Origin of the sequence: Alteromonas sp. 07-89-2 (assembly GCF_013113925.1) — a bacterium.
Taxonomy (GTDB): Bacteria; Pseudomonadota; Gammaproteobacteria; order Enterobacterales; family Alteromonadaceae; genus Alteromonas; species Alteromonas macleodii.
On sequence record NZ_VTYM01000009.1, the window covers coordinates 103,675 to 129,187 of the forward strand.

19 protein-coding genes and 1 pseudogene are annotated in these 25,513 nt (G+C 45.2%); 5 read left to right on the top strand and 15 right to left on the bottom strand.

Features of this window, described 5'->3' with window-relative positions:
• Positions 1-13 precede the first annotated feature (13 nt).
• Complete coding sequence (locus F0261_RS08195) at positions 14-601, bottom strand: ACP phosphodiesterase (RefSeq protein WP_014979664.1); 588 nt, start codon at positions 599-601, stop codon at positions 14-16.
• A gap of 180 nt (positions 602-781) precedes the next feature.
• Here F0261_RS08195 and F0261_RS08200 point away from each other — a divergent pair, with 180 nt between their 5' ends.
• The gene (locus F0261_RS08200) at positions 782-1,564 is read left to right on the top strand and encodes a tRNA-(ms[2]io[6]A)-hydroxylase (protein WP_171337644.1); all 783 of its coding nucleotides are present in this window, start codon (positions 782-784) and stop codon (positions 1,562-1,564) included.
• 210 nt (positions 1,565-1,774) lie between these two features.
• Positions 1,775-2,374: a Yip1 family protein gene (locus F0261_RS08205; RefSeq protein WP_014998797.1), complete on the top strand. Its 600-nt coding sequence runs from the start codon at positions 1,775-1,777 to the stop codon at positions 2,372-2,374.
• A 76-nt stretch (positions 2,375-2,450) separates the two neighbouring features.
• On the opposite strand, the gene purF is transcribed toward F0261_RS08205, so the two are convergent.
• The 10 genes and pseudogenes from purF to F0261_RS08255 form a co-directional block, all read right to left on the bottom strand.
• Entirely contained in the window at positions 2,451-3,974 is a 1,524-nt protein-coding gene (gene purF / locus F0261_RS08210; protein WP_171337645.1) for an amidophosphoribosyltransferase, read from the bottom strand.
• Between the two features lie 14 nt (positions 3,975-3,988).
• The gene (locus tag F0261_RS08215) at positions 3,989-4,477 is read right to left on the bottom strand and encodes a CvpA family protein (protein WP_014949942.1); all 489 of its coding nucleotides are present in this window, start codon (positions 4,475-4,477) and stop codon (positions 3,989-3,991) included.
• 160 nt (positions 4,478-4,637) lie between these two features.
• Positions 4,638-5,258 (bottom strand): SPOR domain-containing protein, encoded by a 621-nt coding sequence (locus tag F0261_RS08220; RefSeq protein ID WP_014979667.1) that lies wholly within the window; start codon positions 5,256-5,258, stop codon positions 4,638-4,640.
• 46 nt (positions 5,259-5,304) lie between these two features.
• The gene (folC, locus tag F0261_RS08225; protein ID WP_171337646.1) at positions 5,305-6,636 is read right to left on the bottom strand and encodes a bifunctional tetrahydrofolate synthase/dihydrofolate synthase; all 1,332 of its coding nucleotides are present in this window, start codon (positions 6,634-6,636) and stop codon (positions 5,305-5,307) included.
• Complete coding sequence (gene accD, locus F0261_RS08230; RefSeq protein ID WP_014949945.1) at positions 6,636-7,481, bottom strand: acetyl-CoA carboxylase, carboxyltransferase subunit beta; 846 nt, start codon at positions 7,479-7,481, stop codon at positions 6,636-6,638. Before accD ends, folC begins: the two co-directional genes overlap by 1 nt.
• 309 nt (positions 7,482-7,790) lie before the next feature.
• On the bottom strand, positions 7,791-8,582 hold the full coding sequence (truA, locus tag F0261_RS08235; RefSeq protein WP_014949946.1) for a tRNA pseudouridine(38-40) synthase TruA: 792 nt from the start codon (positions 8,580-8,582) through the stop codon (positions 7,791-7,793).
• Positions 8,583-8,786: 204 nt separating this feature from the next.
• A pseudogene (locus F0261_RS08240) lies at positions 8,787-13,327 on the bottom strand (FimV/HubP family polar landmark protein).
• A 520-nt stretch (positions 13,328-13,847) separates the two neighbouring features.
• A complete protein-coding gene (locus F0261_RS08245; protein WP_014979671.1) occupies positions 13,848-14,864 on the bottom strand; it encodes an aspartate-semialdehyde dehydrogenase in 1,017 nt (338 codons plus the stop codon).
• Positions 14,865-14,893: 29 nt separating this feature from the next.
• Positions 14,894-16,096 (bottom strand): 4-phosphoerythronate dehydrogenase, encoded by a 1,203-nt coding sequence (locus F0261_RS08250; RefSeq protein ID WP_171337647.1) that lies wholly within the window; start codon positions 16,094-16,096, stop codon positions 14,894-14,896.
• Between the two features lie 236 nt (positions 16,097-16,332).
• Positions 16,333-17,088 carry a class II aldolase/adducin family protein gene (locus F0261_RS08255; protein WP_039225270.1) on the bottom strand — a complete coding sequence of 252 codons (756 nt, stop codon included), beginning with the start codon at positions 17,086-17,088 and terminating at the stop codon, positions 16,333-16,335.
• 176 nt (positions 17,089-17,264) lie between these two features.
• Here F0261_RS08255 and F0261_RS08260 point away from each other — a divergent pair, with 176 nt between their 5' ends.
• On the top strand, positions 17,265-17,954 hold the full coding sequence (locus F0261_RS08260; RefSeq protein WP_014979674.1) for a Crp/Fnr family transcriptional regulator: 690 nt from the start codon (positions 17,265-17,267) through the stop codon (positions 17,952-17,954).
• 41 nt (positions 17,955-17,995) lie between these two features.
• Here F0261_RS08260 and F0261_RS08265 read toward each other — a convergent pair whose 3' ends face one another.
• The 4 genes from F0261_RS08265 to F0261_RS08280 form a co-directional block, all read right to left on the bottom strand.
• Positions 17,996-18,292 carry a type II toxin-antitoxin system RelE/ParE family toxin gene (locus F0261_RS08265; RefSeq protein WP_014979675.1) on the bottom strand — a complete coding sequence of 99 codons (297 nt, stop codon included), beginning with the start codon at positions 18,290-18,292 and terminating at the stop codon, positions 17,996-17,998.
• A complete protein-coding gene (locus F0261_RS08270) occupies positions 18,289-18,519 on the bottom strand; it encodes a type II toxin-antitoxin system ParD family antitoxin (RefSeq protein ID WP_171337648.1) in 231 nt (76 codons plus the stop codon). The genes F0261_RS08265 and F0261_RS08270 overlap by 4 nt, the downstream gene beginning before the upstream one ends.
• Before the next feature lie 354 nt (positions 18,520-18,873).
• Positions 18,874-20,088, bottom strand: a complete 1,215-nt coding sequence (fabB, locus tag F0261_RS08275) for a beta-ketoacyl-ACP synthase I (protein ID WP_014949953.1) — start codon at positions 20,086-20,088, stop codon at positions 18,874-18,876.
• Between the two features lie 293 nt (positions 20,089-20,381).
• Complete coding sequence (locus F0261_RS08280) at positions 20,382-21,947, bottom strand: AMP-binding protein (protein WP_171337649.1); 1,566 nt, start codon at positions 21,945-21,947, stop codon at positions 20,382-20,384.
• A 223-nt stretch (positions 21,948-22,170) separates the two neighbouring features.
• Between F0261_RS08280 and F0261_RS08285 the strand changes: the two genes are divergently transcribed.
• A complete protein-coding gene (locus tag F0261_RS08285; protein ID WP_171337650.1) occupies positions 22,171-23,445 on the top strand; it encodes a galactose oxidase in 1,275 nt (424 codons plus the stop codon).
• A 3-nt stretch (positions 23,446-23,448) separates the two neighbouring features.
• Positions 23,449-25,509, top strand: a complete 2,061-nt coding sequence (mnmC, locus tag F0261_RS08290) for a bifunctional tRNA (5-methylaminomethyl-2-thiouridine)(34)-methyltransferase MnmD/FAD-dependent 5-carboxymethylaminomethyl-2-thiouridine(34) oxidoreductase MnmC (protein ID WP_171337651.1) — start codon at positions 23,449-23,451, stop codon at positions 25,507-25,509.
• The last annotated feature ends 4 nt before the right edge of the window (positions 25,510-25,513 follow it).

Genomic DNA, 25,513 nt, shown 5'->3' on the forward strand with positions numbered 1-25,513 from the left:
ACGGTTAAGCCTTTCAAATATTCTCTGGGCCGTTACTTTCGATATGCTTGATGAGATCAGGAAAAAAATCCAGAAATATCACTTCAATCTCGGCTTTGTTCGCATTTATATCATCTACAGCTTTATGAAACATGTTGGGGAAACGAATACGTTTAGCGACCACAGCAATCGCCTTAGCAATGCCCTCTTCCTTAGCATAATCTTCAAACCAGTCATGGGTTATCATATGCCCGACACTGTGCTGCATCGTTCTTGGCATAGTGGGCAATCGCTGTTCTAACAATGCGAAACTCTGTTCCCTGAAGTCGTCAAAACCCTGTGTTGTAAACGACGCCCAATGTTTAATTAGCAAGTGATCGAAGTAGATATCCAGCGCCACAGGTGCAAAGCGCCGACGACTTTTATGAAATAACGCCTTTGCTGCTAAGACGCTGGTATGACTGTCGGTGAACCTATCGACTTCATAGTGGTTTTTAAGACCTAGCTGCACCGCTTGTCCAAACTCTTTAATATCAACACCCCGCCTGAAGTCACCGAGTAAGTTACCGAATTGAGAATCGGCAGTTGGTCGGGCTAAGAAAAGATGGGCAAGATAATTCATTTTGTAATTTATTGGCCTCTATTTTAAGTTGTAAGGGCTTGTAGGTATCAAGTAAAATTGCGGTCCAATTCAGATACGCTAAATTTGTACTTTTATAAACCGAACTGCCGAAACTAGCGTTGGCAGCAGCCAAATTCAAATGTAACTGAAAAACCGTAGCACTTAAAATTGAGTTTCAACATGTCTGTAATATCCACTTCTGAAGTCACGTCTCTACTTTCACCAATCAATGCCTTTTTACATTGCGAGACGCCACAGTCGTGGATAGAAGAAGCACAGAAAGAAGAAAACCTTCGCGTTATCCTTACCGACCATTTAATTTGCGAGCTAAAAGCAGCTCAGTCGGCCATGTACCTCCTTCGCCGCTATGTGGCCGATGAGGAAACCAGTAAGGTATTGCTGGAATGGTTGAAACCTTACGAAGACTTCACATACCGCCACGAAGGCGTTTGGCAATCGCTGAATACTAAGCACCTTTCCAAAAATGTATTTAACACTGAAGGGCTAGACCCTTTTAAAAAAGGCATGCTTGATAAAATGGTCATGCTAATTAAAGAAGAGCTTCATCATTTTTACCAAGTGCTAGAAATTATGCACGAGTTGGGCTTTGAATATAAGTCAGTGACATCAAGCCGTTATGCCAATGGCTTATTGCGTCACGTACGCACTTACGAACCTGAAAAGCTTGTCGACAAGCTCATTTGTGGTGCCTACATTGAAGCGCGCTCCTGTGAACGCTTTGCCAAACTTGCACCGTATGTTTCCGAAGATTTAGGCAAGTTCTATGTGTCATTGCTGCGTTCAGAAGCCAGACATTTTGAAGACTACCTAACGCTGGCTGGGCAAATCGCTAAAAATGATATTTCAGAGCGCGTTGCCCACTTCGGAGACGTTGAAAGATCATTGATTGAAAGCGACGATGACGAATTGCGTTTCCACTCAGGCGCACCACGCTTAAGTTAACGCTTTGCATCCGTTTATAAATTAATCAATTTATATTGACGGCTTAGTCATTCTGCTGCACACTCAATTTGTAAACATATTGTTAACGGCAGTGTTTAGCGCTTTGCGCTGTGTTTGTGTTTCCTTGGTTTTACGGTTAATCCGTGTGTTCTCCCTGCCTCACAACAATATTTTTTAAAATAATAACGTTGGTGAACAAGGCAGGACTCTATGATTTTGAATCATTTAATTGGTATTTACACTCATCCAAAAGAAGAGTGGCAAACCATTGATACCAAACACGAAACCTATTTTTACGCGCTTACCCATATCGCTTTTATAGCACTTATCCCTTCACTCGTGGCCTATTATTCCAGTGCCCATACTGGCTGGAGTATCGGCGCAGGTGACATAATTCGCCTTAGCGAAAATACCGCCATTATGATGGGTATAGGCATGTATTTTGGCTTAATTGCAGGCGTGGTCGCATTGGCTGTACTTATTCATGAGTTGGCTAAAGCGTTTGATGCGACGCCAACATATACGCAGTCGCTGGAACTTGCGGCCTACACGGCTACACCGCTGTTTATGGTGGGCTTCGCAGGTCTTTATCCAGAACTCTGGGTAGTGATGACGGCGCTGTTAGTCGGTATTAGCTATTCGGTATACCTGCTCTACTCTGGCGTGCCAATTTTGATGCATATGCCAGAAGATAAAGGGTTCATTTATTCAAGCTCGGTAGTGACATGTGGGCTAGTATTGCTCGTTATTCTAATGACAGGTTCGGTATTGGTGTGGGGACTGTCCGGCGGACCGGTATTTGTTCACTAGCCTCTTTCATTGAAATAAAGCATTAAAAAAGCCGCTTTAAAAAGCGGCTTTTTGTTATATCAAAGAGCGTCTTACATTAATCAGCGGCATCAATATTATGCACATCAAGGTTGCTAAGCTCTGCTTGTACCACTGGCGCTTTTCTTGACGCTTCACCGCGCGACATATCAATTCGCTCAAGGTACTCTTGATCGATATCCGCAGTAATATAGTTCCCATCAAACACTGACGTTTCAAAACGCTGAATGGTTCCGTTCTCTTCGCGAACAGCATCCACCAAGTCAGAAATGTCTTGGAAGATAAGGCCATCTGCTTGGATAAGCTCTGCAATTTGATCGATTTCACGACCGTAAGCAATCAACTCGTTTGCCGATGGCATATCAATACCATACACATTTGGGAAACGAATTTCTGGAGCAGCTGACGCAAAGTATACTTTCTTCGCACCTGACTCACGCGCCATCTCAATTATTTGACCTGATGTAGTACCGCGCACGATAGAGTCATCGACTAGTAGTACACTCTTACCTTTAAACTCAGATGAGATTGCGTTTAGCTTACGGCGTACTGATTTTTTACGCATGGTTTGTCCAGGCATAATGAAAGTACGGCCAATGTAGCGGTTTTTAACGAAGCCTTGGCGATATGGCAAATCCAGTGTGTTCGCGATTTGAAGCGCCACATCCATCGACGTTTCAGGAATAGGAATAACCACGTCGATATCCAGATCTGCCCATTCGCGCTTAATTTTTTCACCTAGCTTACGGCCCATGTTTACGCGCGATGCATAAACTGAAATGCCATCTATAAAGCTATCTGGGCGAGCAAAATAAACAAACTCAAAGATACACGGAGAGGTTACTGGATTCTCGGCGCACTGTCTGGTGTGCAGTTGACCCTCTTCGGTAATGAATACCGCTTCACCTGGCATTACATCGCGCACAAACTGGAAGCCAACAGCATCAAGCGCCACGCTTTCAGATGCCACCATCCATTCCTCACCCAGCTCGCTCATACGCTTACCGAGTGCTAGAGGACGAATACCGTGCGGGTCGCGAAACGCTACAATACCTTGGCCGATGATGGCCGCAACGACTGCGTAGGCACCACGAATTTTCTTATGAACTTTCGTTACTACTTCAAAAATGTGTTCGGCACTTACGCTTAAACCTGCTACCTGCTGCAGTTCATGCGCAAGAATGTTAAGCAATAATTCTGAATCTGAGGTGGTGTTGATGTGGCGGCGTGCAATGCGGAATACTTCTTCCTGTAACTCATGGGCGTTGGTGAGGTTACCGTTATGAGCAAAGGCAATACCAAACGGCGAGTTCACATAAAACGGTTGCGCCTCTGCAGAGCTTGATGTACCCGCGGTAGGATAGCGAACATGGCCAATACCCATGTTGCCAGACAGCCTCTTCATATGACGCGTATGGAAAACATCTCGAACCAAACCATTTGCCTTACGCAAATTAAACATATTTTGGTCGATAGTCATTATGCCTGCGGCATCCTGTCCACGGTGTTGAATAACCGTTAGACCGTCGTACAGTGACTGAGCTACGGGCGTTTTACCAACTATTCCGACTATACCACACATGTGCGTTACCTATTTCAAGCGGGATTTAAGAAACTGGAGGAGTCTTTCACATAGCTGAAAAACCACTCAATGATGACACCAAACTCTGGAATGAGTACCGATGCTTGCCACCAATCTGAGGAGGCTGCACCAGTAAAGGTATCCATAAAAAAGAGCAATGCGCTAACAATAAGCACGCCACGCAGTGCGCCAAAAACTATACCGAGGGCCCTATCTGTTCCAGACAGCCCTGTTGCCTGAACCAATTGGCTAATCACGTAATTGATCATGCCGCCAAGAATGAGCGTGGTGACAAACAATGCTGCAATTGCAGCACCGTTTTTTAAGTAAGGATCGTCAATGGCTGTGAAGTAAACGGCGAGGTCAGCGTAGAAATTGCTTGAAATAAAGAGTGCAGCAAACCATACCACTAACGAGATGGCTTCTTTAACAAACCCTCTGATCAGGCTTATTAAGGTAGATACCGCAATGATACCCAGTATGGAAAAGTCTACCCAGTTCATCGTCTCTTTATTGCGTTGATGTTGCTTTTTATCGTAAAGCAACGAGCCTTTGGCGAGATGGCGCGCATTCTAACAGAAGATAAAAATATTACTAGTCTGTAATACCAATCCCTGTTGCTCTATCCGTGCTTAATTCGACTAGCACCAGGAACAATGCGCACTATTCAACTTTGAACGTAGTGACCTTACCTTTGAGACTCGTGAGTTCCTTTAAGTGAGGTAGTGCCGATTCCAGCTTTTTCTTGTCTAGATCTGGTCCAACGAAAACTTTATTAAGCGGGCCAGAACTGGTTTGAATTTTGCGACTAAACGCACGATACCCAGCTTTTTCCAGTTTCGTCAGCAGTGCCTTCACGTTTTTCTCGTGTCGGAAGCTGCCAAGTTGAATAACCCAACCAGCGTCATCGTCTGCGACACTTTTTGTATTAACCACCGTTTGGCTTGCTAGATTGTCCTCTTCTTCAAAGGTTTTCACCGCTGGCGCTTTTGCGGTAGTGGCTTCACCTGCACTACCACTTTCCCCTGCGCCAGAAGAATCCAGATCATCATCTAATGCCGTTTCATCTTTAATTTCAACCGCTGGCACCGCAGCTTTCGCTACGCGCTCTGATGGAAAAGATTCTGGCTCTACGATGGGCTTTTTAGGCGGATTAGCAGGTACAGAGACAAAAGGTTCTCTGTTTGTTTGCTTTTTGCCATCAAGAAAGTCTGGTAAAAAGATTACCGCTAGGGCGACAACAATAATTGTCCCCACCAGTCTATTCTTTAATGCCGATGTCACTGTGCTCTCCTGCTTGAATACACGGTTTTACTCTACAATGCGCGTGTTAGTTTTGCTCAGCAAGCACGTCTGCTACGGTAACAAAAGAACCAAAAACGAGAATAAGTTCACCAGTTTGATAATCTGCAAGCGCGCGCTGATATGCCGAGGTCACGTCCTGAAACGTGTCTATATTCTCTATGGTTGTGCCGGCATTAACAAGTGCATTTTCAAGTACTTCTGCCTTGCAGCCCCGAGGACCACTCGTTGACGCTACGTACCACTTGGCATTAAGTGTCGCCAGTGGCGCTAAGGTCTCTGCGATAGACTTATCTTTTAGCATGCCCACCACAACGCGCATTTGGCTTACATCGTAACGGTTTAGCCAATCTTGCATAGCTGTCGTCGCCTGTGGATTATGGGCAACATCTACAACTACGAGGGGTGATTCACTGATAGTCTGCTGGCGCCCTGGCATGGTGGTATTTTCAATAATATCTCTAACCACATGTTCTTCGGGCAGCAAGTCTAAAAGTTCCAGAGCGGCCAACGCAGTACTCGCATTTTGAAGTGGAATTTTAGGATAAGGTAGCGACGTATAACTATTGCTCTTCCCTTTCCAGCTCCACTCACTGTAATCACTTGCTACCACTGTTTCGAAATCTTGTGTGGCCCAACGTACGTTAGCTTGTAGCTCGTTAGCCACATCGTAAAGCGATGATGGAGGAAACAGCTCACCAACTACTGCATTGCCGTTTTTGCGCATAATGCCCGCTTTTTCCCGAGCAATTTTTTCGCGGGTATTACCAAGCCAATCTTGATGGTCAAGATCGATAGTCGTAATAACAGCTAGATTGGGATCAATAATGTTGGTGGCATCCAAACGTCCGCCTAGGCCTACTTCAAGAATGACCACATCAACAGCCCATGACTGCATCATTTTCATGGCAGCCAGAGTACCGAACTCAAAGTAAGTTAGAGTAATAGGTTCGCCACCCGTGTCTTTTCGCGCGCTTTCAACAAACTCAAATGCATTCACAAATTCATCGGCAGTCGGTAATTCGCCGTTGTAACGCACGCGTTCACGATAGTCGGTTAAATGGGGTGAACTGTATACCGCAACACTTTTGCCTTGCGAAAGCATGGCCTGCTCGAGTAAGCGGCACGTTGTGCCTTTACCGTTTGTGCCTGCAACAGTTATAACCAAAGACTGGCTGAGTGAAAGTGCCATGGCATTGGCCACTTCTTTCACTCTGTCTAGCCCCATATCGATGGCGCTAGGATGAATAGATTCTAGGTAGGATAACCACTGGCTCAGGCTTTTTTTCGAAGGCGAAGACGCTGAGGCGTTTTCTGCGTGTGGCGCTGAGCCAGTATTTAGATTGTTTTCGTTATTCACTAATTCTTATAATGCAACTTAACCAACAGGCTGTGTAATCTATCACGCATATCTCTGCGGTCAACAATCATATCAATTGCACCTTTCTCAACAAGGAATTCACTGCGCTGGAAACCTTCAGGCAGCTTTTCTCTTACTGTTTGTTCGATTACGCGAGGACCCGCGAAGCCGATAAGCGCTTTTGGCTCGGCTACGTTTACGTCACCAAGCATTGCCAAGCTTGCAGATACACCGCCCATTGTAGGGTCGGTAAGCACGCTAATATAAGGCAGGCCTTTCTTGCTCATTTTAGCAAGCGCTGCAGATGTTTTAGCCATTTGCATTAGCGACATCAATGCTTCTTGCATACGTGCACCACCACTTGCACTAAAGCAAATAAGCGGCATATCGTTTTCTAAACATGCATTAACAGCAGCAACGAAGCGAGCGCCTACAACCGATGCCATTGAGCCTCCCATAAACGCAAACTCAAAACACGCAACCACTACCGGCATACCTTTTAGCTTGCCCTGCATTACCACTAGTGCGTCTTTTTCGTTTGTTGCCTTCTGTGCAGCAACGATACGGTCTTTATAGCGCTTAGAGTCTTTAAACTTAAGTACGTCTTGCGGCTCGTGCTCTGCACCTAACTCAACGCGATCGCCATCGTCTAAGAACGCATCGATACGGCGGCGCGCCGTAATACGCATGTGATGGTCGCATTTAGGGCAAACTTCCTGAAGTTTTTCCAGTTCGCTCTTATATAGCACTGCTTGGCATGAACCACACTTCGTCCAGATACCTTCTGGTACGTTACCTTTGGTTGATGTTTGCGTGCGAGGAAGAATTTTTTGAATCCAGCTCATGGAAATTGAATCCTTTGTTTTTTGTTTGCCGACCATGACGATTGATGTTTGTTCATACTTGTGGTCAACAACACATTAATTTTTTAAGTTTCATACTGTATTACAAAGAAAAAATACGTAACACAATAGAACAGCTACCTAATATAGCGCGCTATTAGACCACAATACAACGAAATGGAAAAAACAAAACTGGTCTTAGAAGTTGGCAAGGGATGATTTGAAGATACACGCTTCAGTACAACTTGAGTTAACTGCTAGCCGATGTGCAGCTAACTCAGATTGAAAAATTTAAAGACGAAGGTAGATAGATTAGGCCTCTGGAAGGAATAGCGGCCCTAAAGGCGGTTTAGGCAAACCGTGCTCGTCAGGGTATGTGACGTCAACCAAGTACAACCCATTTGGCTTCGCCGTGGCTGCAGATTTACTTCTGTCTTTCAGGCTTAACAAGTGAGCTATCCAATTTACATCTTGCTCCCCTGCCCCAATCTCAACAAGCGCGCCCGTGATATTGCGAACCATATGATGCAAGAAAGCATTGGCGCGAATATCGATAATAACGTATCGCCCTTGGCGATATACGCTTACATCAGTAACGTTGCGAAATGGTGTTTTACTTTGGCACAGCGCTGCGCGAAACGAGGTAAAATCTTGTTCGCCTAGCAATGCTTGTGCGGCAACATGCATTTTTTTCTCGTCTAATTCGCGGTGGATATGGGTAACCCCGGAATGGAGAATAGCTGGACGCATTTTCGCATTATGAATAACGTAACGATAGCGGCGATGGGTAGCAGAAAAACGTGCATGGAAGTCATCGCTGACGTTCTTTGCCCAGGTAACAGCAACAGAGTTAGGCAGATTCGCATTTACGCCGAGTGTCCAAGCACGCTCTGAGCGTGGTGCATCACAGTTAAAGTGAACCACTTGCCCAGTAGCATGTACACCAGCATCGGTACGTCCAGCGCATTGCACTTCAATGGGTTCGTTGGCTACTGTCGATAGTGCCTTTTCAAGATGTTCCTGAACACTTGGTACTTCACGCTGGCGTTGCCATCCGTATACAGCAGCACCGTCGTATTCAATCCCTAAGGCAATTCGCCCCATATCTGTATTACCCCGTTTCTGAAAAGGCGCTAAGTGTAGTCATGTCGCTTGCAACATGCAATGCCGCTAATACGCAAAACTCTTTTAGGTCATAGAAAATAAATGTACATCACCTAAAACAAAAACGGCCTGCGTATCTTGTAAATACACAGGCCGTTCATTATGTCTGGCGAACAATCTATTGTGTGCGTCCGCACAGATTATCTAGGCGATATTCGCTATAATCGCTGCAGCTTCCTGTTTTTGCTCTTCGCTACCCTCTTTCATCACTTCTTCGAGTAACTCTTTTGCAGCGTCCACATCGTCCATTTCAATATAGGCACGAGCCAAATCCAAGTTAGCGTTTTGCCCTGCGTCTTTATCTATATCAATCACCGTATCTTCATCAGATACACCTGTGAAGTCAGATAAACTTACATCAAGATCTAGCGCTTGGCTATCCGGGTCAATAGCGTCTGCATCATCGCCATCGTCCATTAAAGCCTCTACATCAAGGAAGTCTTCTGGTGGCGTTTGCGCGTCACTTTCACCATCGACATCACTAAGTAAGGCGGCAAGATCTAAATCAGGGTTATCGAGTTTAAGGTCGTCCTCTTGAGCCTTTTCAGTCTCAGCGGATTGAGCCTCTTGTTCATCCTCTTCAATTTCAGTTGGCGTGGCAATATCCAATTCCACATCATCTGGAATTTCAAGGTCGTCTAATGCAAGTTCCGAATCATCTTCTTCAAGGGCGAAAGTATCTTCGTCGTCTTCTTGCTCAGACTCAAAAGCACCATCTTCGTCTAGCTCAAAGGTTTCATCTTCTTCGTCTAGTTCAAACGTATCATCGCTTTCGTTGAATCCAAGGTTGTCGTCACTCCCTTCTAACTCGAATGTGGCTTCATCATCTTCCTGCTCAAGTTCGAAAGTATCTTCACTCTCTGCTGAAGATGCTTCTGGATCCTGACCGTCGTCATCACTTTCAATTTCACTGGTGTCGACATCACTTGTATCAACAATAGCGTCTGACTCAAGACTTTGAAGAAGCTCATCGAATTCCGCACTGTCAAGATCGTCAAGAATCTCGTTGTCGTCTACATGATCGTCGTCATCGGAAGCAGACAGCCAGTCGTCAAGGCCAGGAACATCGTCAAGTTCGTTAAAGTCTTCTTCGCTGCTCTTATCTGAATCGCTTTGGTTTAAATCAGTTTCTTCTGGTGAACTCGATTCTTCAGTAGCACTAGATTCTGATGATATTTCGTCACCTTCATCTTCACCGTCTACTACACCGTCAATTTCTTGCCCTAATTCAAAGCTTTCTACTTCGTCATACGCAGCGTTTAACAGGCTGTCGTCGTATTCATCACTGTCTTCTGCTGAAGCATCTTCCGCTGGCGCTGATGGCTTTTCCTGCGCTAATGGCTCTTCCGTATCCATCTGACTGAACGAAGGAATATCATCCATCATTTGTCTTTCAAACGCTTCAATAGCGTCATCTAGTGGATCGTCTGACGTTTCCTCCGCTCTTTCTTCGGCATCTTCATCGACTGTTTCGGGATCTGGCTCTACGTCTGTTTCTGGCTGTAGTTCTGTCTCGGCTTCAGGTTCAACTTTTTCTTCTGGTTCTTGGTCTTGTTCTGATTCAGAATCGATATCCTGTTCTAATTCAGATTCAAGCTCAGCATCAGCTTCAAATTCTAGCTCCGATTCCGGCTCTGGCTCAGACTCAAGTTCCGCTTCTAGTTCAGGCTCAATCTCAGCGTCTTGTTCTGCTTCTACTTCAGTGCCAAACTCTGGCTCTGAATCTAGTTCTGACTCCGTCTCACCTTCGGCTTCCGCCTCTAGCTCTGCTTCATCTTCCAAGTCGGCTTCAGGTTCAGGTTTTTCTTCTGAGTCCTGGTTTTGTTCTGTTTCAGCATTGAAATCCTGTTCTAATTCAGATTCAAGCTCAGGCTCAGCTTCAAATTCTAGCTCTGACTCCGGCGCTGGCTCAGACTCAAGTTCCGCTTCTAGTTCAGGCTCAATCTCAGCGTCTTGTTCTGCTTCTACTTCAGTGCCAAATTCTGGCTCTGAATCTAGTTCTGACTCCGTTTCACCTTCGGCTTCCGCCTCTAGCTCTGTTCTGTTTCAGTACCAAAATCCTGTTCTAATTCAGATTTAAGCTCAGGCTCAGCTTCAAATTCAAGCTCTGACTCCGGCGCTGGCTCAGAGTCAAGTTCCGCTTCTAATTCAGGCTCAATCTCAGCGTCTTGTTCTGCTTCTACTTCAGTGCCAAATTCTGGCTCTGGCTCAGACTCAAGTGCCACTTCATCCTCTGACTCAATCTCGACTTCAGATTCAAACTCTGCGTCTGTTTCATCATCAGCTTCTATTTCGGATTCAAGTTCAGAAAGTAGCTCGTCTGTCAGCAGATCCACATCTTCACTGCCTTTAGATTCCTCAGCTTCTAATTCAGCAAGCAGCTCGTCAGTTAGCGGGTCGCTAAAATCATCGTCATTATCTTCGCTTTCGGAATCATCAAGGTCCAAATCTTCATCATGAGGTTCGGGGCTAACTTCAGGCTCACCTTCCAATTCTGCTTCTAGTTCTGCAAGTAACTCGTCGGTAAACGGGTCGTCAAAGTCACCATCTTCATCACTATCAGAAAGTAATGCGCTTGTGTCATTTTGTTCAGCCTCGTCATCAGACGAATTATTTTCATCCTCTAAATGCTCTTGCTCTGTTGAGGTCGATTGATCCGCTGAAGGCTCTTCAGCAAGCTCATCTTCCGCCTGTAGCTCAGCAATAAGCTCATCGGAAAGAGGATCACTGAAGTCCGCGTTAGTTTCGATTTCGTCGGTGACTATTTCGTCTAAATCGTCGGTAATGGCATCAAGACTCTGAATAGACTGCGGCGACGGCGAAGATGTTGTTATTTCTTCCTCAAGGTCATCCTCGTCTTCGTCATCTTCTTCACCTAGGCCACCCATCATTTCGATTTGCTCAATTTCATTTAACAAATCGTCGGTGATTTTATCAATTTCTTTATTTTGCTGATTAATCTCGTCGTCGAGCTTGCTCAGCATATCCTCATTGATAAGGTCGTCATTGCTGTCTAGCTCATCAGTAAGACCTGCATCAACGCCGTGCTCTTCTAGCAAATCGTCAATACTGATTTCAGGCTTATCGTCCTCATCTTCTACGCTTGGCAAAGATGAAACACTTTCTGTTTCTTCGTCAGCGTCAGATAAATCATCAACTGAACTGGCAAGCAACGCGTCGATATCGTCTTCATCAACATTGTCAGATTCAGCGGTTCCGTTGACCTCGGCAAGGATATCGTCAGGGTCTATATCGCCCGACTCATCTAGCTCATCACTCTCAAGTTCTGCCGCGTCTTGGCTTTGTACATCATCAAGCAAGTCATCAATGTCAAAATCATCGTCATCTGTCGATGCAGCCTCGTCAGCAACTTCCGTCTCTGGCTCGCTTTCATCGGCAGAATCTTCATCAAAGATGTCGTCATCCCCTGACAGGTCGAAGCCTTCAAGGTCGTCAGCGTCGTTTTCGTTTAATACTTTATCTGACAGGTCATCGTCATCGAACAGACTATCTAGTTCACTTTGATCAAGCTCATCATCGCCAGCTTCAAACAAGTCATCACTGCCATCGTCTGGCACCAACATATCGTCTTCAAGGTCGGCGAAGGTTTCTAGCTCATCATCTAGGCTTTCTTCTAAATCTGAGGTAAGTACGTCATCGAGCAAGTCGTCGTCATTAAATAAATCGTCATCTGACAACTCTGCTTTGTCATCAAAGTCAGAGGCTAGTGCACTTGAAAGATCGCCTATGTCAGAGTCAGGTACCGGCACTTCATCGTTGTCAGCTGTAATAGTAGGAGCAGCCGCAGGCGCTTCTTGAGGCTTATTGCTGCGTTTAAGCAGCCACATGATAAGGCCACCAACTAACAATAGTGACAGAATTGCCGAGCCTATAATTAGACTCAGAGGGCTGGTAAGTGCGCTCAAAAACGAAGACTGCTTTTCTGCTTCGCGCTGCGCTTGCTCGGCCTTGATCATGTCGAGCAATTCTTGCTGAAGTGCCACTTGCATATCAAGCTGGCTCTTGACGTCGCCTTCGACTTGCCCACGCAAGGTTTCTAGTTCGCCATTAACGGCCTCAACACGCTCGTACAAGCGTCTGTTTTCGTTAAGAATCGCTTCAACATTCTCAAGTGAGGCAGCAAATTGCATACGCAATTCGTCAAATTGTCGGGTTTGTTCCTGATCTAAGCGAGTGATTTTCTGCTCAATATCAGTTTGGGTTTGCGTTAAGTCTTGTTGATTTACTAGAGGCGATGCGGGCTTGATGTTTCTTACGCTACTGCCAGGTTTATTAAGCATTTCAGCAAATGCTCTATCATCCTGCTCAGCGCGCATCTGGGCTTTTTGCTTATCAATTCTGGCGATATACCGCTCTGATGGTAACTTTAATACCGCACCATCAACTAATAAATTTAAATTGCCGTTTTCAAATGCGTTTGGATTGAGCTCGTAAATGGCGGTCATAACCTGATATACGCTCAGGTTATTGTTTTGGCGATAGCGCTCAGCAATGCGCCATAGGGTATCGTTGGCGTCGATGGGCCCATATTCCAGGCCCGAAAACTGATCAGTTGCGTCTTTGGGACCTTTTAAGAAGGTAGCGCGTTCTTGTGCATCAACAGTGATAATAGGGCCAGACAAACAAAGTGTTAGTAAAAGTAAGCCCGTCAAATGCAATTTCATAGCAGTCCTATATGCCCTCAAGCGTCTTTACCACCCGAAACGTATGGGCGGATTTTCTAGCCAATCAGTACGGAAGAAAATATTGGCTTTTATTTTTATTCTTAAGCCACCTTGAAACCATTAATAATCAAGCCAGCGTTTTACAGTCTTTTTTAACTTAGCAGTAAGATTTATTCGCGCTTTATAGAGTTCTTACCCTTCGCCTAAGTGTCTGACTGAGTATTGTTTTTAACGTTGTTCTATTCCTAACTTTACAAACTATAAACCAGTTATTAAGGGTGATCTAGTTAGACAGTAGTATTGAAGCGCTCTAATGCTCAAATTTTCGCTAAAAACCGTCATTTCGTTGCTTCAAATACATTCACTCTATCGTATTGAACACTGCCGCTTTGATGCATTAAATGCTTTTATCAATTGCAACAGGTTATGCCCCTTTCATTGCGTATCGGCAAGCACAGAAAAATGTTTACCTTTTCCTGTGCTTATCCGATTAATCAGAGGCTGAACCTCTGTAGAATATTTACAAGTAGTCGCGAATGAGTGTCTCAGCAATTTGAATGCTGTTTGTCGCTGCACCCTTGCGAATGTTGTCTGACACTACCCATAGGTTTAAACCACAAGGGTGAGTAATATCATTCCTGATACGCCCTACATGCACAATGTCGTTGCCGCTAGCACTGCTTACTTGCGTTGGGAATTGCTCATTACCGTCGTAAACTGTTACGCCTGGCGCATCGGCTAAAAGCTCTTTAACATGCTGCGCATCTATTGGCGAACGCGTTTCAAGGTGAATAGCTTCAGCATGACCATAGAAGACCGGTACACGTACAGCCGTCGCGTTTACCAAAATACTTTGATCGCCCATTATTTTTTGGGTTTCCCACAGCATTTTCATTTCTTCTTTGGTGTAGTCGTTGTCTTGGAATACGTCGATTTGAGGGATAACGTTAAAGGCAATTTGGCGACTAAACGATTCTGGCTTTACCTCACGTGCGTTTAGCAAACCTGCGGTTTGTTTAGCCAGCTCTTCCATGGCTTCTTTACCGGCACCAGAAACTGACTGGTATGTGCACACGTTAATACGGTCAATACCAACCGCGTCTTGAATAGGTTTAAGTGCAACCAACATTTGAATGGTTGAGCAATTTGGGTTCGCAATAATGTTTCTATTGCGAAACTCTGCCAGTGCATGGGCGTTAACTTCTGGCACCACAAGTGGGATATCTGGCTCGTAACGAAACTCTGAAGTATTGTCGATAACAATACAGCCTTCCTCTGCCGCTAGCGGAGCAAATTTTGCAGAAATGCTGCCTCCGGCTGAGAAAAAGCCAAATTGCACTAATGACCAGTCGAAATCATCAGCATCTAATACTTCAATGTCTTCGCCTTTAAACGACACGGTACTACCTGCTGAACGTTTACTGGCAAGCGGATACAAACGGTTTACCGGAAAGTCTCGCTCTTCTAATAGTTCAATCATGGTTTGGCCCACTAAACCTGTGGCGCCAAGTACCGCTACGTCAAACGCTTGCGACATAATGCTTTTTGCTCCTAATGTAAAAATAACTAAACCAGACTTACGTGAAAGCCCAGTTTGGTGAATGTGTCTTGGATTTGCTTACTGGTGTTTTTTGGCAAGTGTAACGCATAGGCGCTGCACTCGCGACGCACTCTGTATTGCTTACGCAATGTAGAGAACGTATTTGCAATGTGTGTCTCTGGCGTTTCATTATGGCCTGACGTAAACGCGTTTCGCGTTATCTTATCGTCAATAGCTACATCATACACATCGTGGAATACGGCAATGAGATCCTCAATCGACAACCGCGATGCCTCTGGCGAATTTAACGCAGCTTTGATCGGGTTGGTTTTCTCTAAAAAGTCGCTAAGCACTTTGTCTGGGGCTGTGCCCACTACGTCACAAATTTGCTCGTAAATCATTTGCGTACCGCGCACTTTGCCTTCTACAGAATGCCCCGCGATATGCGGTGTAACGAACCAAACATAGTCAAATAATGCTGTATTTATGGCAGGCTCATTATCGAATACGTCGAGTACCACCGTTGGCGGTTTTTCCCCTTGAATTACGCTAAGTAGTGCCACTTCATCAATAACCTCACCCCGGCATGCATTGATAAGCAGCTGGTTTGACGTTAACTCTTCCAGAAACGCTTCGTCTATCATCTGATATGTAGGATATTCGCCGCCTTTAATAAAAGGCACGTGAAGCGAGATAACATCGCACTTTGCTATTTGCGCTAAGTCTACAAATGACTGACCGTTATGCTCCTTCTTACCAGATTTTGCTAGCGCTTGCTGTAGCGGTGGGTCATACAGACAGTGTTTAACGCCAATTGCCGTTAAAATTCTTGATAATGCAGTTCCCACATTACCAGCACCTACTATTCCCACTGTCGCATTATATAAATCGAGCTTTTGGGCTTTTTGCGCGTGCAGCAAAGCACTTAACACGTACTCGGCAACCGCTACGGCATTACAGCCTGCTGCACTGCTATGCATAATACCCACGCTATCTAAATGCGTTTTATCTAAATGATTGGTTCCCGCCGTTGCGGTAGTAACAAACTTAAGTTTGTTAGCGCTCGTCAGCAGTTCAGGGGTAACTTTGGTAGTAGAACGCAGCGCAAGAATATCTACATCGCGCAGCATTTCAGGCACAAGAGATTGCCATGCATAGGTTTCAACTTCACCTACGTTATTAAGGTAATCGGTGCCAAACGGAATGGTGTCTTCAAGAAGTATTTTCATGGCGCTAAGTGTACCTCAACTTAGGCTTTTAGTAACCCAGCGCCCACGATTTATCTTGTCGGTGATTCGTTTAATTTACGTCATTTTGATGCACGTTTGGCCGCAACATTAAGAGACGGCCGAAGTTCATACAACCTTTTAAAACGGGAGCGCTTAAACCAAAGCGCTTAAGCTCGCGTTTTTTCTCCACCTCTCGCTTTGCGATCGTGGTGTTTGATAACGTTAACTCTAAATAGTTACTTATCGTATCCAGGGAAACGGCGTTCAACGCGTCGTTTAATACCCGGCCATGCTAACGAACCACCAGCCTGCCGGGTAACTTGATCGGCCTGTGTTCGAATGCCATCTAGAATTGCCGAATGAATTGGAATAAGCGGCTTGCCTGTGGCCTGCGCTTTTAACTGAATTTCACAGGCGCGCTGCATAATAAACATAAACAAGAATGCATCGGGAATATTGTCTGCACAGGTTAAAAGCCCGTGATTGCGCAAAATCATAAATTGGGTATCGCCAAGGTCGCGAACCAATCGCACTTTTTCTTCTGGGTTTAGCGCCACGCCTTCGTAGGCATGATAGGAAAGCGACGCCAGCGGAAAAAGCGATTGCTGCGAGTATGGCTGCAACCCTTCTTCTAAAATGGATACCGCCACACCTTCTGCTGTATGCAAATGCAAGACACATTTTGCATCGTCTCTAGCCTCATGAACAGCGCTATGAATAGTAAAACCTGCTGGGTTAATATCGTATTCACTTTCCATTACTTTGTTACCGTGAAGATCAACTTTAACCAAGCTTGATGCCGTAACTTCATCAAACATTAAACCGTAGGGATTAATCAAGAAATGATGGTCAGGCCCAGGAACACGAGCAGAAATGTGAGTAAAAATGAGGTCGTCCCAACCATACATAGCGACTGCGCGGTAGCATGCGGCTAGATCAACACGGGTTTGCCATTCTTCACTGCTAACTTTCGACTTTACTGAATCTGTCATAGCTTTACTCTTTTAATGTATAAATTAATTTCATTTGAGGCGGGAAAGCCCTAGGTGGAAGGCTCGATACCAAGAGCGTTTCAATGAAACTTCCACTTACTTTTTCTTACTGCCTACATTACGCGCAGTAATTGCTATACACTGTCGGATATACGACATTGTAAGAAATTTGTTAAATGGAAAAATTTAAACCTGTTCTCGCTAGCTCTACTTGGTTTGGCGCGCTCCCACCCTATTTGCAGGAAGCCATGTTCGACAAGATGCGCCTAAAACACCTAAAAGCTGGGCAGCAACTGCATGCCAAAGGTGAAGACGGTGTCGGTTTTTATGGAGTGTGCGAGGGCCGTTTAAGAGTTGTCACTGTGGGCGTGGATGGTCGCGAAATGCTATTTGCGCTACTGGGCCCCGGCACCTGGTTTGGTGAGATATCGATGTTTGACGACCTCCCTCGTACTCACGACAACTTCTGTGAGACAAATTGCACCGTGGCGATTATTCAAAAGAACGCGTTTAAAGCACTGCTTGAGCAGTTCCCTGAACTTTACCCGCATTTCACCCGCCTTTTATGCACACGAGTGCGCAGCGCGTTTCAATTTATTGACTCAAGTGCGGGTCTTAGCCTTAAGCACCAGCTGGTAAAACGGCTTTTAATGCTTACCACTAGCTATGGTCAGCATTTGCCAAAACATAACGCGATTACACTTACGCTTTCGCAAGAGTCTTTAGCGCAAATGATAAATAGCAGTAGGCAGACGGTGAACCAGTTATTAGGTGAACTTCAACAAGAAGGTTTGGTAAAACGGCATTACGGGAAAATCACTATTCCCGAGCCAGATACCTTGTTTAGTCGTTATCAGTTTATTTAACTTGACGCTTCCGCCACATTACTGGGTCTTTCCTTCGTATTTCAATCGCATAGATGTATAGAGTATTTCATCTGTTGATGAAGTACCCTAATGACGAAAATGCCGTCATCGACTTTTTTATAGAAGACCATGTGCCTATGAACTGGCAGTTGAAAGTAATTCTTTCTGATATCCTCTGCTGAAGTACCGATACTAGGGTTTTCCGCCAGAATAACTAGAGCTTCGTGTAGGGCAACAAGATAGGCTTCAGCTTGAGTTACGCCATGAATATTGGCTGAATAATCGTAAATCCTGGAGATATCTTCCTCTGCTTTATTAGAGAGGGTATATTTATTCATTCTGAGGCTCGAGTTTTCTTAGCTTGAATAATATCTAAAACATTCTTATCACTTTCCCCACTCAATTCACCTTCTATGAGAGCTAAGCTAATTGCCTCTCGCTCACTCTGATTGCGACGTACTAAATCGCGAATATAATCACTAGCATTAGCAAATTTGCCAGTTTTTACTTGTTCATCAATCCACGTACGCATTTCGTCAGGAAGCGACACATTTAAAGTTGCCATTGTCTATTTCCGAATGCTCACCACCCTAAAATTATGGCAAACATTGACAAAGATTGCCAATTAAGTAATGAAAGTTAGGTTTAGCCGATGACTCAGAGCACTTAGTTGAACGACAAATTTAGCGACACTCGAAACACTGCGCTTAATAAAAATTTGACATTCTGCTTCACGGACAAAACACACAATTACAATCGCTTAAGCGGCCGCTTCTGAAAACACAGGTTTTATTAAAAATAACAGCAACAAAAAAGGGCGTAAACACAAGCACCCGCGGTGCTCAGGTTTACGCCCTTTTGTCTTCTTTGAAACTTCTTAACTGAAGTTAAAAAAGCTTACTGGTTCAAGCGGTTTTAATTAACCGTTATAACGCTGCATAACAAGCGTTGCGTTAGTGCCGCCGAAACCAAAGCTGTTAGACATAATTGTGTTTAACGTTGCTTCACGTGCTTGGGTAACAATATCTAGCCCTTGTGCCGCGTCGTCTAGCGTGTCGATGTTAATTGATGGCGCAATAAAGTTATTCTCCATCATCAACAAGCTGTAAATAGCTTCGTTTACACCCGCAGCTCCTAGTGCGTGACCTGTCAGCGACTTGGTTGCACTAATTGGCACACCCGCTTGACCAAACACTTCTTGAATAGCGGCAAGTTCTTTCACGTCACCTACTGGCGTTGACGTACCATGAGTATTTAAGTAATCGATAGGCGCATCGATATTTTGCATTGCCATTTTCATACAGCGAATTGCGCCTTCACCCGACGGTGCAACCATGTCGAAACCGTCTGATGTAGCGCCGTAACCTACTACTTCGCCGTAGATTTTTGCGCCGCGTGCAAGCGCGTGCTCAAGTTCTTCAACAACAACCATACCGCCGCCGCCAGAACTTACAAAGCCGTCGCGTGCTGCGTCATAAGTACGTGATGCAACGGCAGGATTGTCGTTATATTTAGAGCTTAGTGCGCCCATAGCGTCGAATTGGCTTGATAGTGACCAATGTAATTCTTCACCGCCACCGGCGAATACTACGTCTTGCTTACCAAGCTGAATAAGCTCTAGCGCATTACCAATACAGTGGGCACTAGTTGCACACGCAGAGGCAATTGAATAGTTCACGCCGCGAATTTTAAACGGCGTCGCTAAGCACGCCGATACCGTAGATGCCATACAGCGAGGAACCATGTATGGACCAACACGCTTAACGCCTTTTTCGCGAAGAATATCAGCAGAAAGCACTTGGTTTTCAGAAGACGCGCCACCTGAGCCAGCAATAATACCTGTACGCTCGTTTGAAATGTCGCTTTCTTCTAAACCAGAGTCTGCAATGGCTTGTTGCATCGCTACGTATGCGTAGCCTGCCGCATCGCCCATAAAGCGCATAGCTTTACGGTCAATATGGTCTTTCAAATCGATGTCGATGTTGCCCCAAACTTGGCTGCGAAGGCCCATTTCGGCGAACTGTTCTGAAAATGTAATTCCAGACTTACCCGCTTTAAGTGAAGCAAGTACGTCTTCTTTATTTACGCCGATGCTTGATACGATACCAAGACCGGTGATAACTGCTCTTCTCATAGTTTACCCTTTGCGTTGTTGCGGCTTATGGTAACGATTTTGAATGGTAAAGTGGTCTGCTCTGCCAATTGCCATACTCAAATTTGCTAAACTTAAGCGTTGCATTACCTGTTTTAATTCTGGGCTTGTGTGTATAAACAGGTAGTTTCCCACTTCCCTTCTTTTTCGTTTTTGCCGTCTTCGTCTAAGCTCTCTTATTCGGAATATTTCCAATGTAGCACGAATGTACAGGGTCATGACCAGCGTTAATTTATACCTTCATAAAACCTTCAAAATAGCTCTAGCGGTTTCTTTTATTGACAAAAGCGAGCTCTAAGTTTGTTCTTAAATATTTTACCCGTATCTTCTCTGGGTAGAGCATCGAGTATTTGCAACATTTTAGGCCACTTGAACCGCGCTAGTTTGCCATCTAAATACTCGTTTAGCGCATCAATCGACAGCGCATTGTCGGGTGAGCATTGAACAGCCACCACGACTTTCTCGCCATACTCAGCATCAGGCACACCGAATACCGCGCAGTCTGCAACCTCAGGCATTTCTATGATGACGCTTTCTATTTCAGCAGGAAATATATTGGCGCCACCTGAGATGATCATGTCTTTTTTCCTATCGCAAATATATAAGTAGCCATCTTCGTCCACATAACCCATGTCACCTAATGTCGTGAATTCACCAACATGTAAGTCGCTTTGCGTGCCCGTAGTATTGGTATATTTGAATGGCGCGAACATGGAAAGGTGTGCATATATAACGCCAACATCACCTACTTCGCACTCCTCTTTATCGTCGCTCAGTATTTTAATCGCGGCACCGGGAATGGGCTTACCCACAGAATTTGGCTTATCTAATGCTTCTTGAGATGAAATTAGGGTCATAAAGCCTAATTCACTAGCGCCATAAGACTCATAGAAAATTGGACCAAACCAGTTAATCATTGCTTCTTTCACGTCGCTTGGCAGTGCTGACCCTGTTGATAAGGCAAATCGCAAGCTTGAAGTGTCGTATTTACTTCTTATCGACGCGGGCAGTTTAAGTAGCCTCACCATCATGGTAGGAACAATATAGGCGTGAGTCAGCTTAAACCGCTCTATGTCTTGTAAAAAGCGTTCGGGGTCGAATTGAGGCTCAATGTATACATCAATATTACCCGCTGCTAAACAGCAGAGCGTAAGCGCGTGTGGTGCACTGTGATAAAGCGGTGCCGAGACGAAAAAGCGATCACCTATTGATAGCTGCATTAACGCTTCAGACAGCCCTTTAAATATTAAATAAGGGTCTGGCCGCGTTAGGTCTACATCTCGCTTAATACCTTTAGGTTTTCCAGTGCTGCCAGATGTGTAGGGAAACATGCCCTTAAAGCGCTTGGCCGGTTCATTGTGGCGCTTTGCGTTTGAGGCAGCTAATAGCGTATCAAGGCACAGATACTGCTCCCCGATTTTCGGTTCTGTCGCCAATTCAGAATCACCTGTAAGATGATAGCGCTCTAAAATGCTTTTTGGCGTTTTAATCGTGTATATCGCAGACAAGGTGGGAACTTGTAATAACGTTTCGTGGGCATTCCCACCCTTTAATAAATCGCGATGAGCGAACAGTACTTTAGCGCCACAGTCGTCCAGAATAGGCAAAAGTTCGGCAACGGGGCTGTGCCAATTAAGCAGAACGTAGCGCGACCCCACATATCGGCATGCCTCGACTATTTCAAATATACCGACGTGGTTTCGCATAAGAATAGCTACCACATCGTTATCGCACACACCTTGCTCAGCAAGTGCACGTGCGATGATACGTGCACGATCATCCATTTCGTCTCTAGTGCGTTTGCAAATGCTTTGACCACATTGGTGAAACACGCCCGCCATACCTTCTCCCTGAACTATCCTCAATAGACTTAGCGCTAAATTTAACAAATCATTTACAACAACAATTAAATAAACGTATTGTTTTTACTGATAGATTGTTATTTGCAGAAGCAATAAGAAAAGAAGAGTTTTAAGCAGGTACAAACTTTTGCGGAAAAACAAAAAGGTGACAGGTAGAATACGCGGCCAAACGTTCGAAATTTAGATAAAACTGAAGATTGCTGTGTTATTAAAAAAGCCAAGAACCATTGCTCTACGCATTTTCCAAAGTGCGGTACCCCGACTTTCTTTCGTAGTGGCTGCCTTTATCATTGCTTCTGCAGCGACTGTCTCTTCAACAGCTGCGCCTATCGTCCTCCCCGCGCTACCAGAGCCAGTTTCAAACAATGCCGTAGCTTCTGTCACCATAAACGACACGCAATATGTAATTAGTTTTATGGGGCTGGGCAAAGGAAAAACCCATAAAGATGTGCACAACCGTGCTTGGCAGCTTGTTATCAATAACAAAGATAAACCTTTACGGTGGCAGGCTCTTTCCCCCGTTCCATCCAGCCTTGCGCTAAAAGGCCGCTTGGCATCAGTAGCAGTGGGCGTAAAAGACAGCGTTTACATTTTTGGCGGTTACACGGTTGATGAAGATCACAATGAAATTAGTACGCCAGATGTTTATAAATACGCTCCTGTAACAGGGGAATATACGCTATTAACGCCTATGCCCGTGCCTGTTGATGATGCAACTGCTTTAGTTTACCAAGACCGTTACGTGTACTTAGTTTCTGGCTGGCACAACGATGGCAACGTAAATCTTGTGCAGGTTTACGATACGCAAACCGGCCAATGGCAACAGGCGAGCCCTTTTCTTGGCAATCCGGTATTCGGTCAAGCTGGCGGCATCGTTAACAGCACTATGGTAATTTGTGACGGCGTTTCTGTAACACCGCACAGTGATAAACGCCGCAGCTTCGCGCCAGAAACCGCCTGCTTTAAAGGCGTAATTGATAAGCAAAACCCTTTAAAAATTGATTGGCGTACACTTGACCATCCAACGGGTACTGCGCGCTATCGCATGGCGGCAGCGGGAGATAAGGCCACCAATAAAATCTATTTTGTTGGCGGCTCAATTAATCCGTACAATTATAATGGCATCGGCTATAACGGCGAGCCTTCAACAGCAGATGACGCCATATGGACCTTTGATATTGCCGAAGGCACTTGGGTTATCTCGAAAACAGAAGCTGAAGCACCTACGATGGATCATCGCGGATTAATTAACGTTAATGGTTCGTGGAGCACTATTGGCGGTATGCTTGGCGCACAGCACGTGACCAGTAAAGTAATTCCTCACTTTTCAACACTCGAAGAAATGTCTTGTTTATCTAAAAGCCAGGCTAATTCTGGCGCTTCAAATCAAGCATCGGATGGGCAAGCTGATGAAGTAGTGAAAACTGCCCCTAGTTCAAAGTGCCAACACCAAAACAATATAAACGGAGAAAAATAAACAGTGAAATCTAAGCATGCACAGGTTCATTTTAATGAGAGCGGTACGCCTGTCGCCGACCATTTTGACGACGTTTATTTTTCTAACGACAGCGGCATTGATGAAACCCAACACGTTTTTGTTGCAGGCAACGACCTTGCTGAGCGCTGGCAACAGTGGCGCAATCCTACTTTTGTCATCGCCGAAACTGGTTTTGGAACTGGGCTGAACTTTTTGGTCGCCATGCGTGCCTTCAACGAATTTAAAGCAGCAAACCCTGACCATCCGTTAAAGCGCCTGTATTTTATCACCACGGAAAAGTTTCCACTGCCTCAACAGGATATGCAGCGTGCGCTAGAAGCTTTTCCTGCTCTTAAAGACGAAGCGCAAGCACTCGCTTCACTTTACCCCATGGGCCTTGAAGGTTGTCATCGCCTTCATTTTGACAACCATTCAACCACACTCGACTTGTGGATTGGTGATGTTCACGAACTTCTACCTCAATGGCATTCTCCTGTAAATGGCCTCATCGATGCCTGGTTTTTAGATGGTTTTGCACCAAGCAAAAACCCTGATATGTGGACCGATGCACTGTTTAGCCAAATGGCTCGGTTGTCAAAAACAGGTACAACCTTTGGAACCTTTACCGCCGCAGGCATCGTAAAACGTGGGCTTGCTGGTGTGGGTTTTACCATTAAAAAACGCAACGGTTTTGGCCGTAAGCGTGACATGCTCACTGGCGTTTTTAACCAAAAAAATGAAAATGTGCAGCATAAACTTCGCCTGCCTGCTGGCCCCTATTACAGGTACGCTAACGGCAGCTTAGATAAAACAAGTAAAGTCGCAGTAGTCGGTTCCGGCCTTGCTGCAGCTACAGCATGCCTGGCTTTAGTAAATCGCGGCATTAGCACTACTTTGTATTTTGATGGTAACACCCTTGCAAGCGGCGCGTCTGGCAACCCGCAAGGCGGTTTTTACCCGCAGCTTCATAGCGAAGCAAGTATTGCCAGCCGCATTCAGGCGCACAGTTTTTTATATGCGCGCCAACGCTACGACCACACCATTGAACATGCAAAAGTCTCTGGCCTAGCCGACGTTGCCCATGATTTCTGTGGCGTTATTCAACTAAGCTTTAACGACAAGGTAGCAGAACGCCAAAATAAACTGGCAGCAGCCGACGTATGGCCTGAAGCTTTGATTAAGCCCGTGGACAGTAAAGAGGTGAGCGATATCGCTAACCTAGCTCTTCCCTACTCTGGCTTATACATTGGTTTGGGCGGATGGATTTCTCCTCCACAGCTAGTTACTGGCATGATTGAAGAAGCACTTCAAAGTGGCAAACTCACGCTGAAACCCAATCATACCTATGTATCTCATGAGGCAGTTGAGACAACAAAGCAGCGGGTGCGGATTCGCTTTAACTTAGATAGCGCTGAGAATGAAGAAGTTATTACTGCCGATCATCTTATCCTAGCCCTTGGTGCAGGTGCGGTAAACGCTAGCGATTTTAACAGCCTATCCCTTCGCCCTGTTCGCGGCCAGGTTGAAGCTATTCCCACCCAAATGCCAATTGAACAGCTTAACACTGTGTTGTGTCACAAAGGCTATATGACACCTGTATTCGAAGGTCGACATGCGTTAGGTTCAACCTACGTTAAAAACGACTTAAGTACCGATATACGAGGCGATGAAACTGAAACGAACCTTGCCACACATGAACAGGCGCTAGCAAACACCGACATTGTGCAAGCATTACACCATGACGGTAAAGCCAGAGCTGCTACCCGTTTAGGTTCACCCGACCACCAGCCTGTTGTCGGTGCACTACATAACTTTGACTCATTAAAAGAACACTACACTATGCTAGGCGTGGGCAAACCGTTGACTAGCGCGCCAGTGTTGCCAAACAGCGTAGTTTCCACCCTTACTTGCCTTGGGTCTCGAGGGTTAACCACAGCGCCTTTAATGGCAGAGGTCTTGGTGAGTAGTCTATGTAATGAGCCGCTACCTTTAAGCAACGATCTGCTTAATGCTGTAAACACAAGCCGCTTTATGACTCGCGAAGCAATAAGAAGTCAGGGTTAATAAA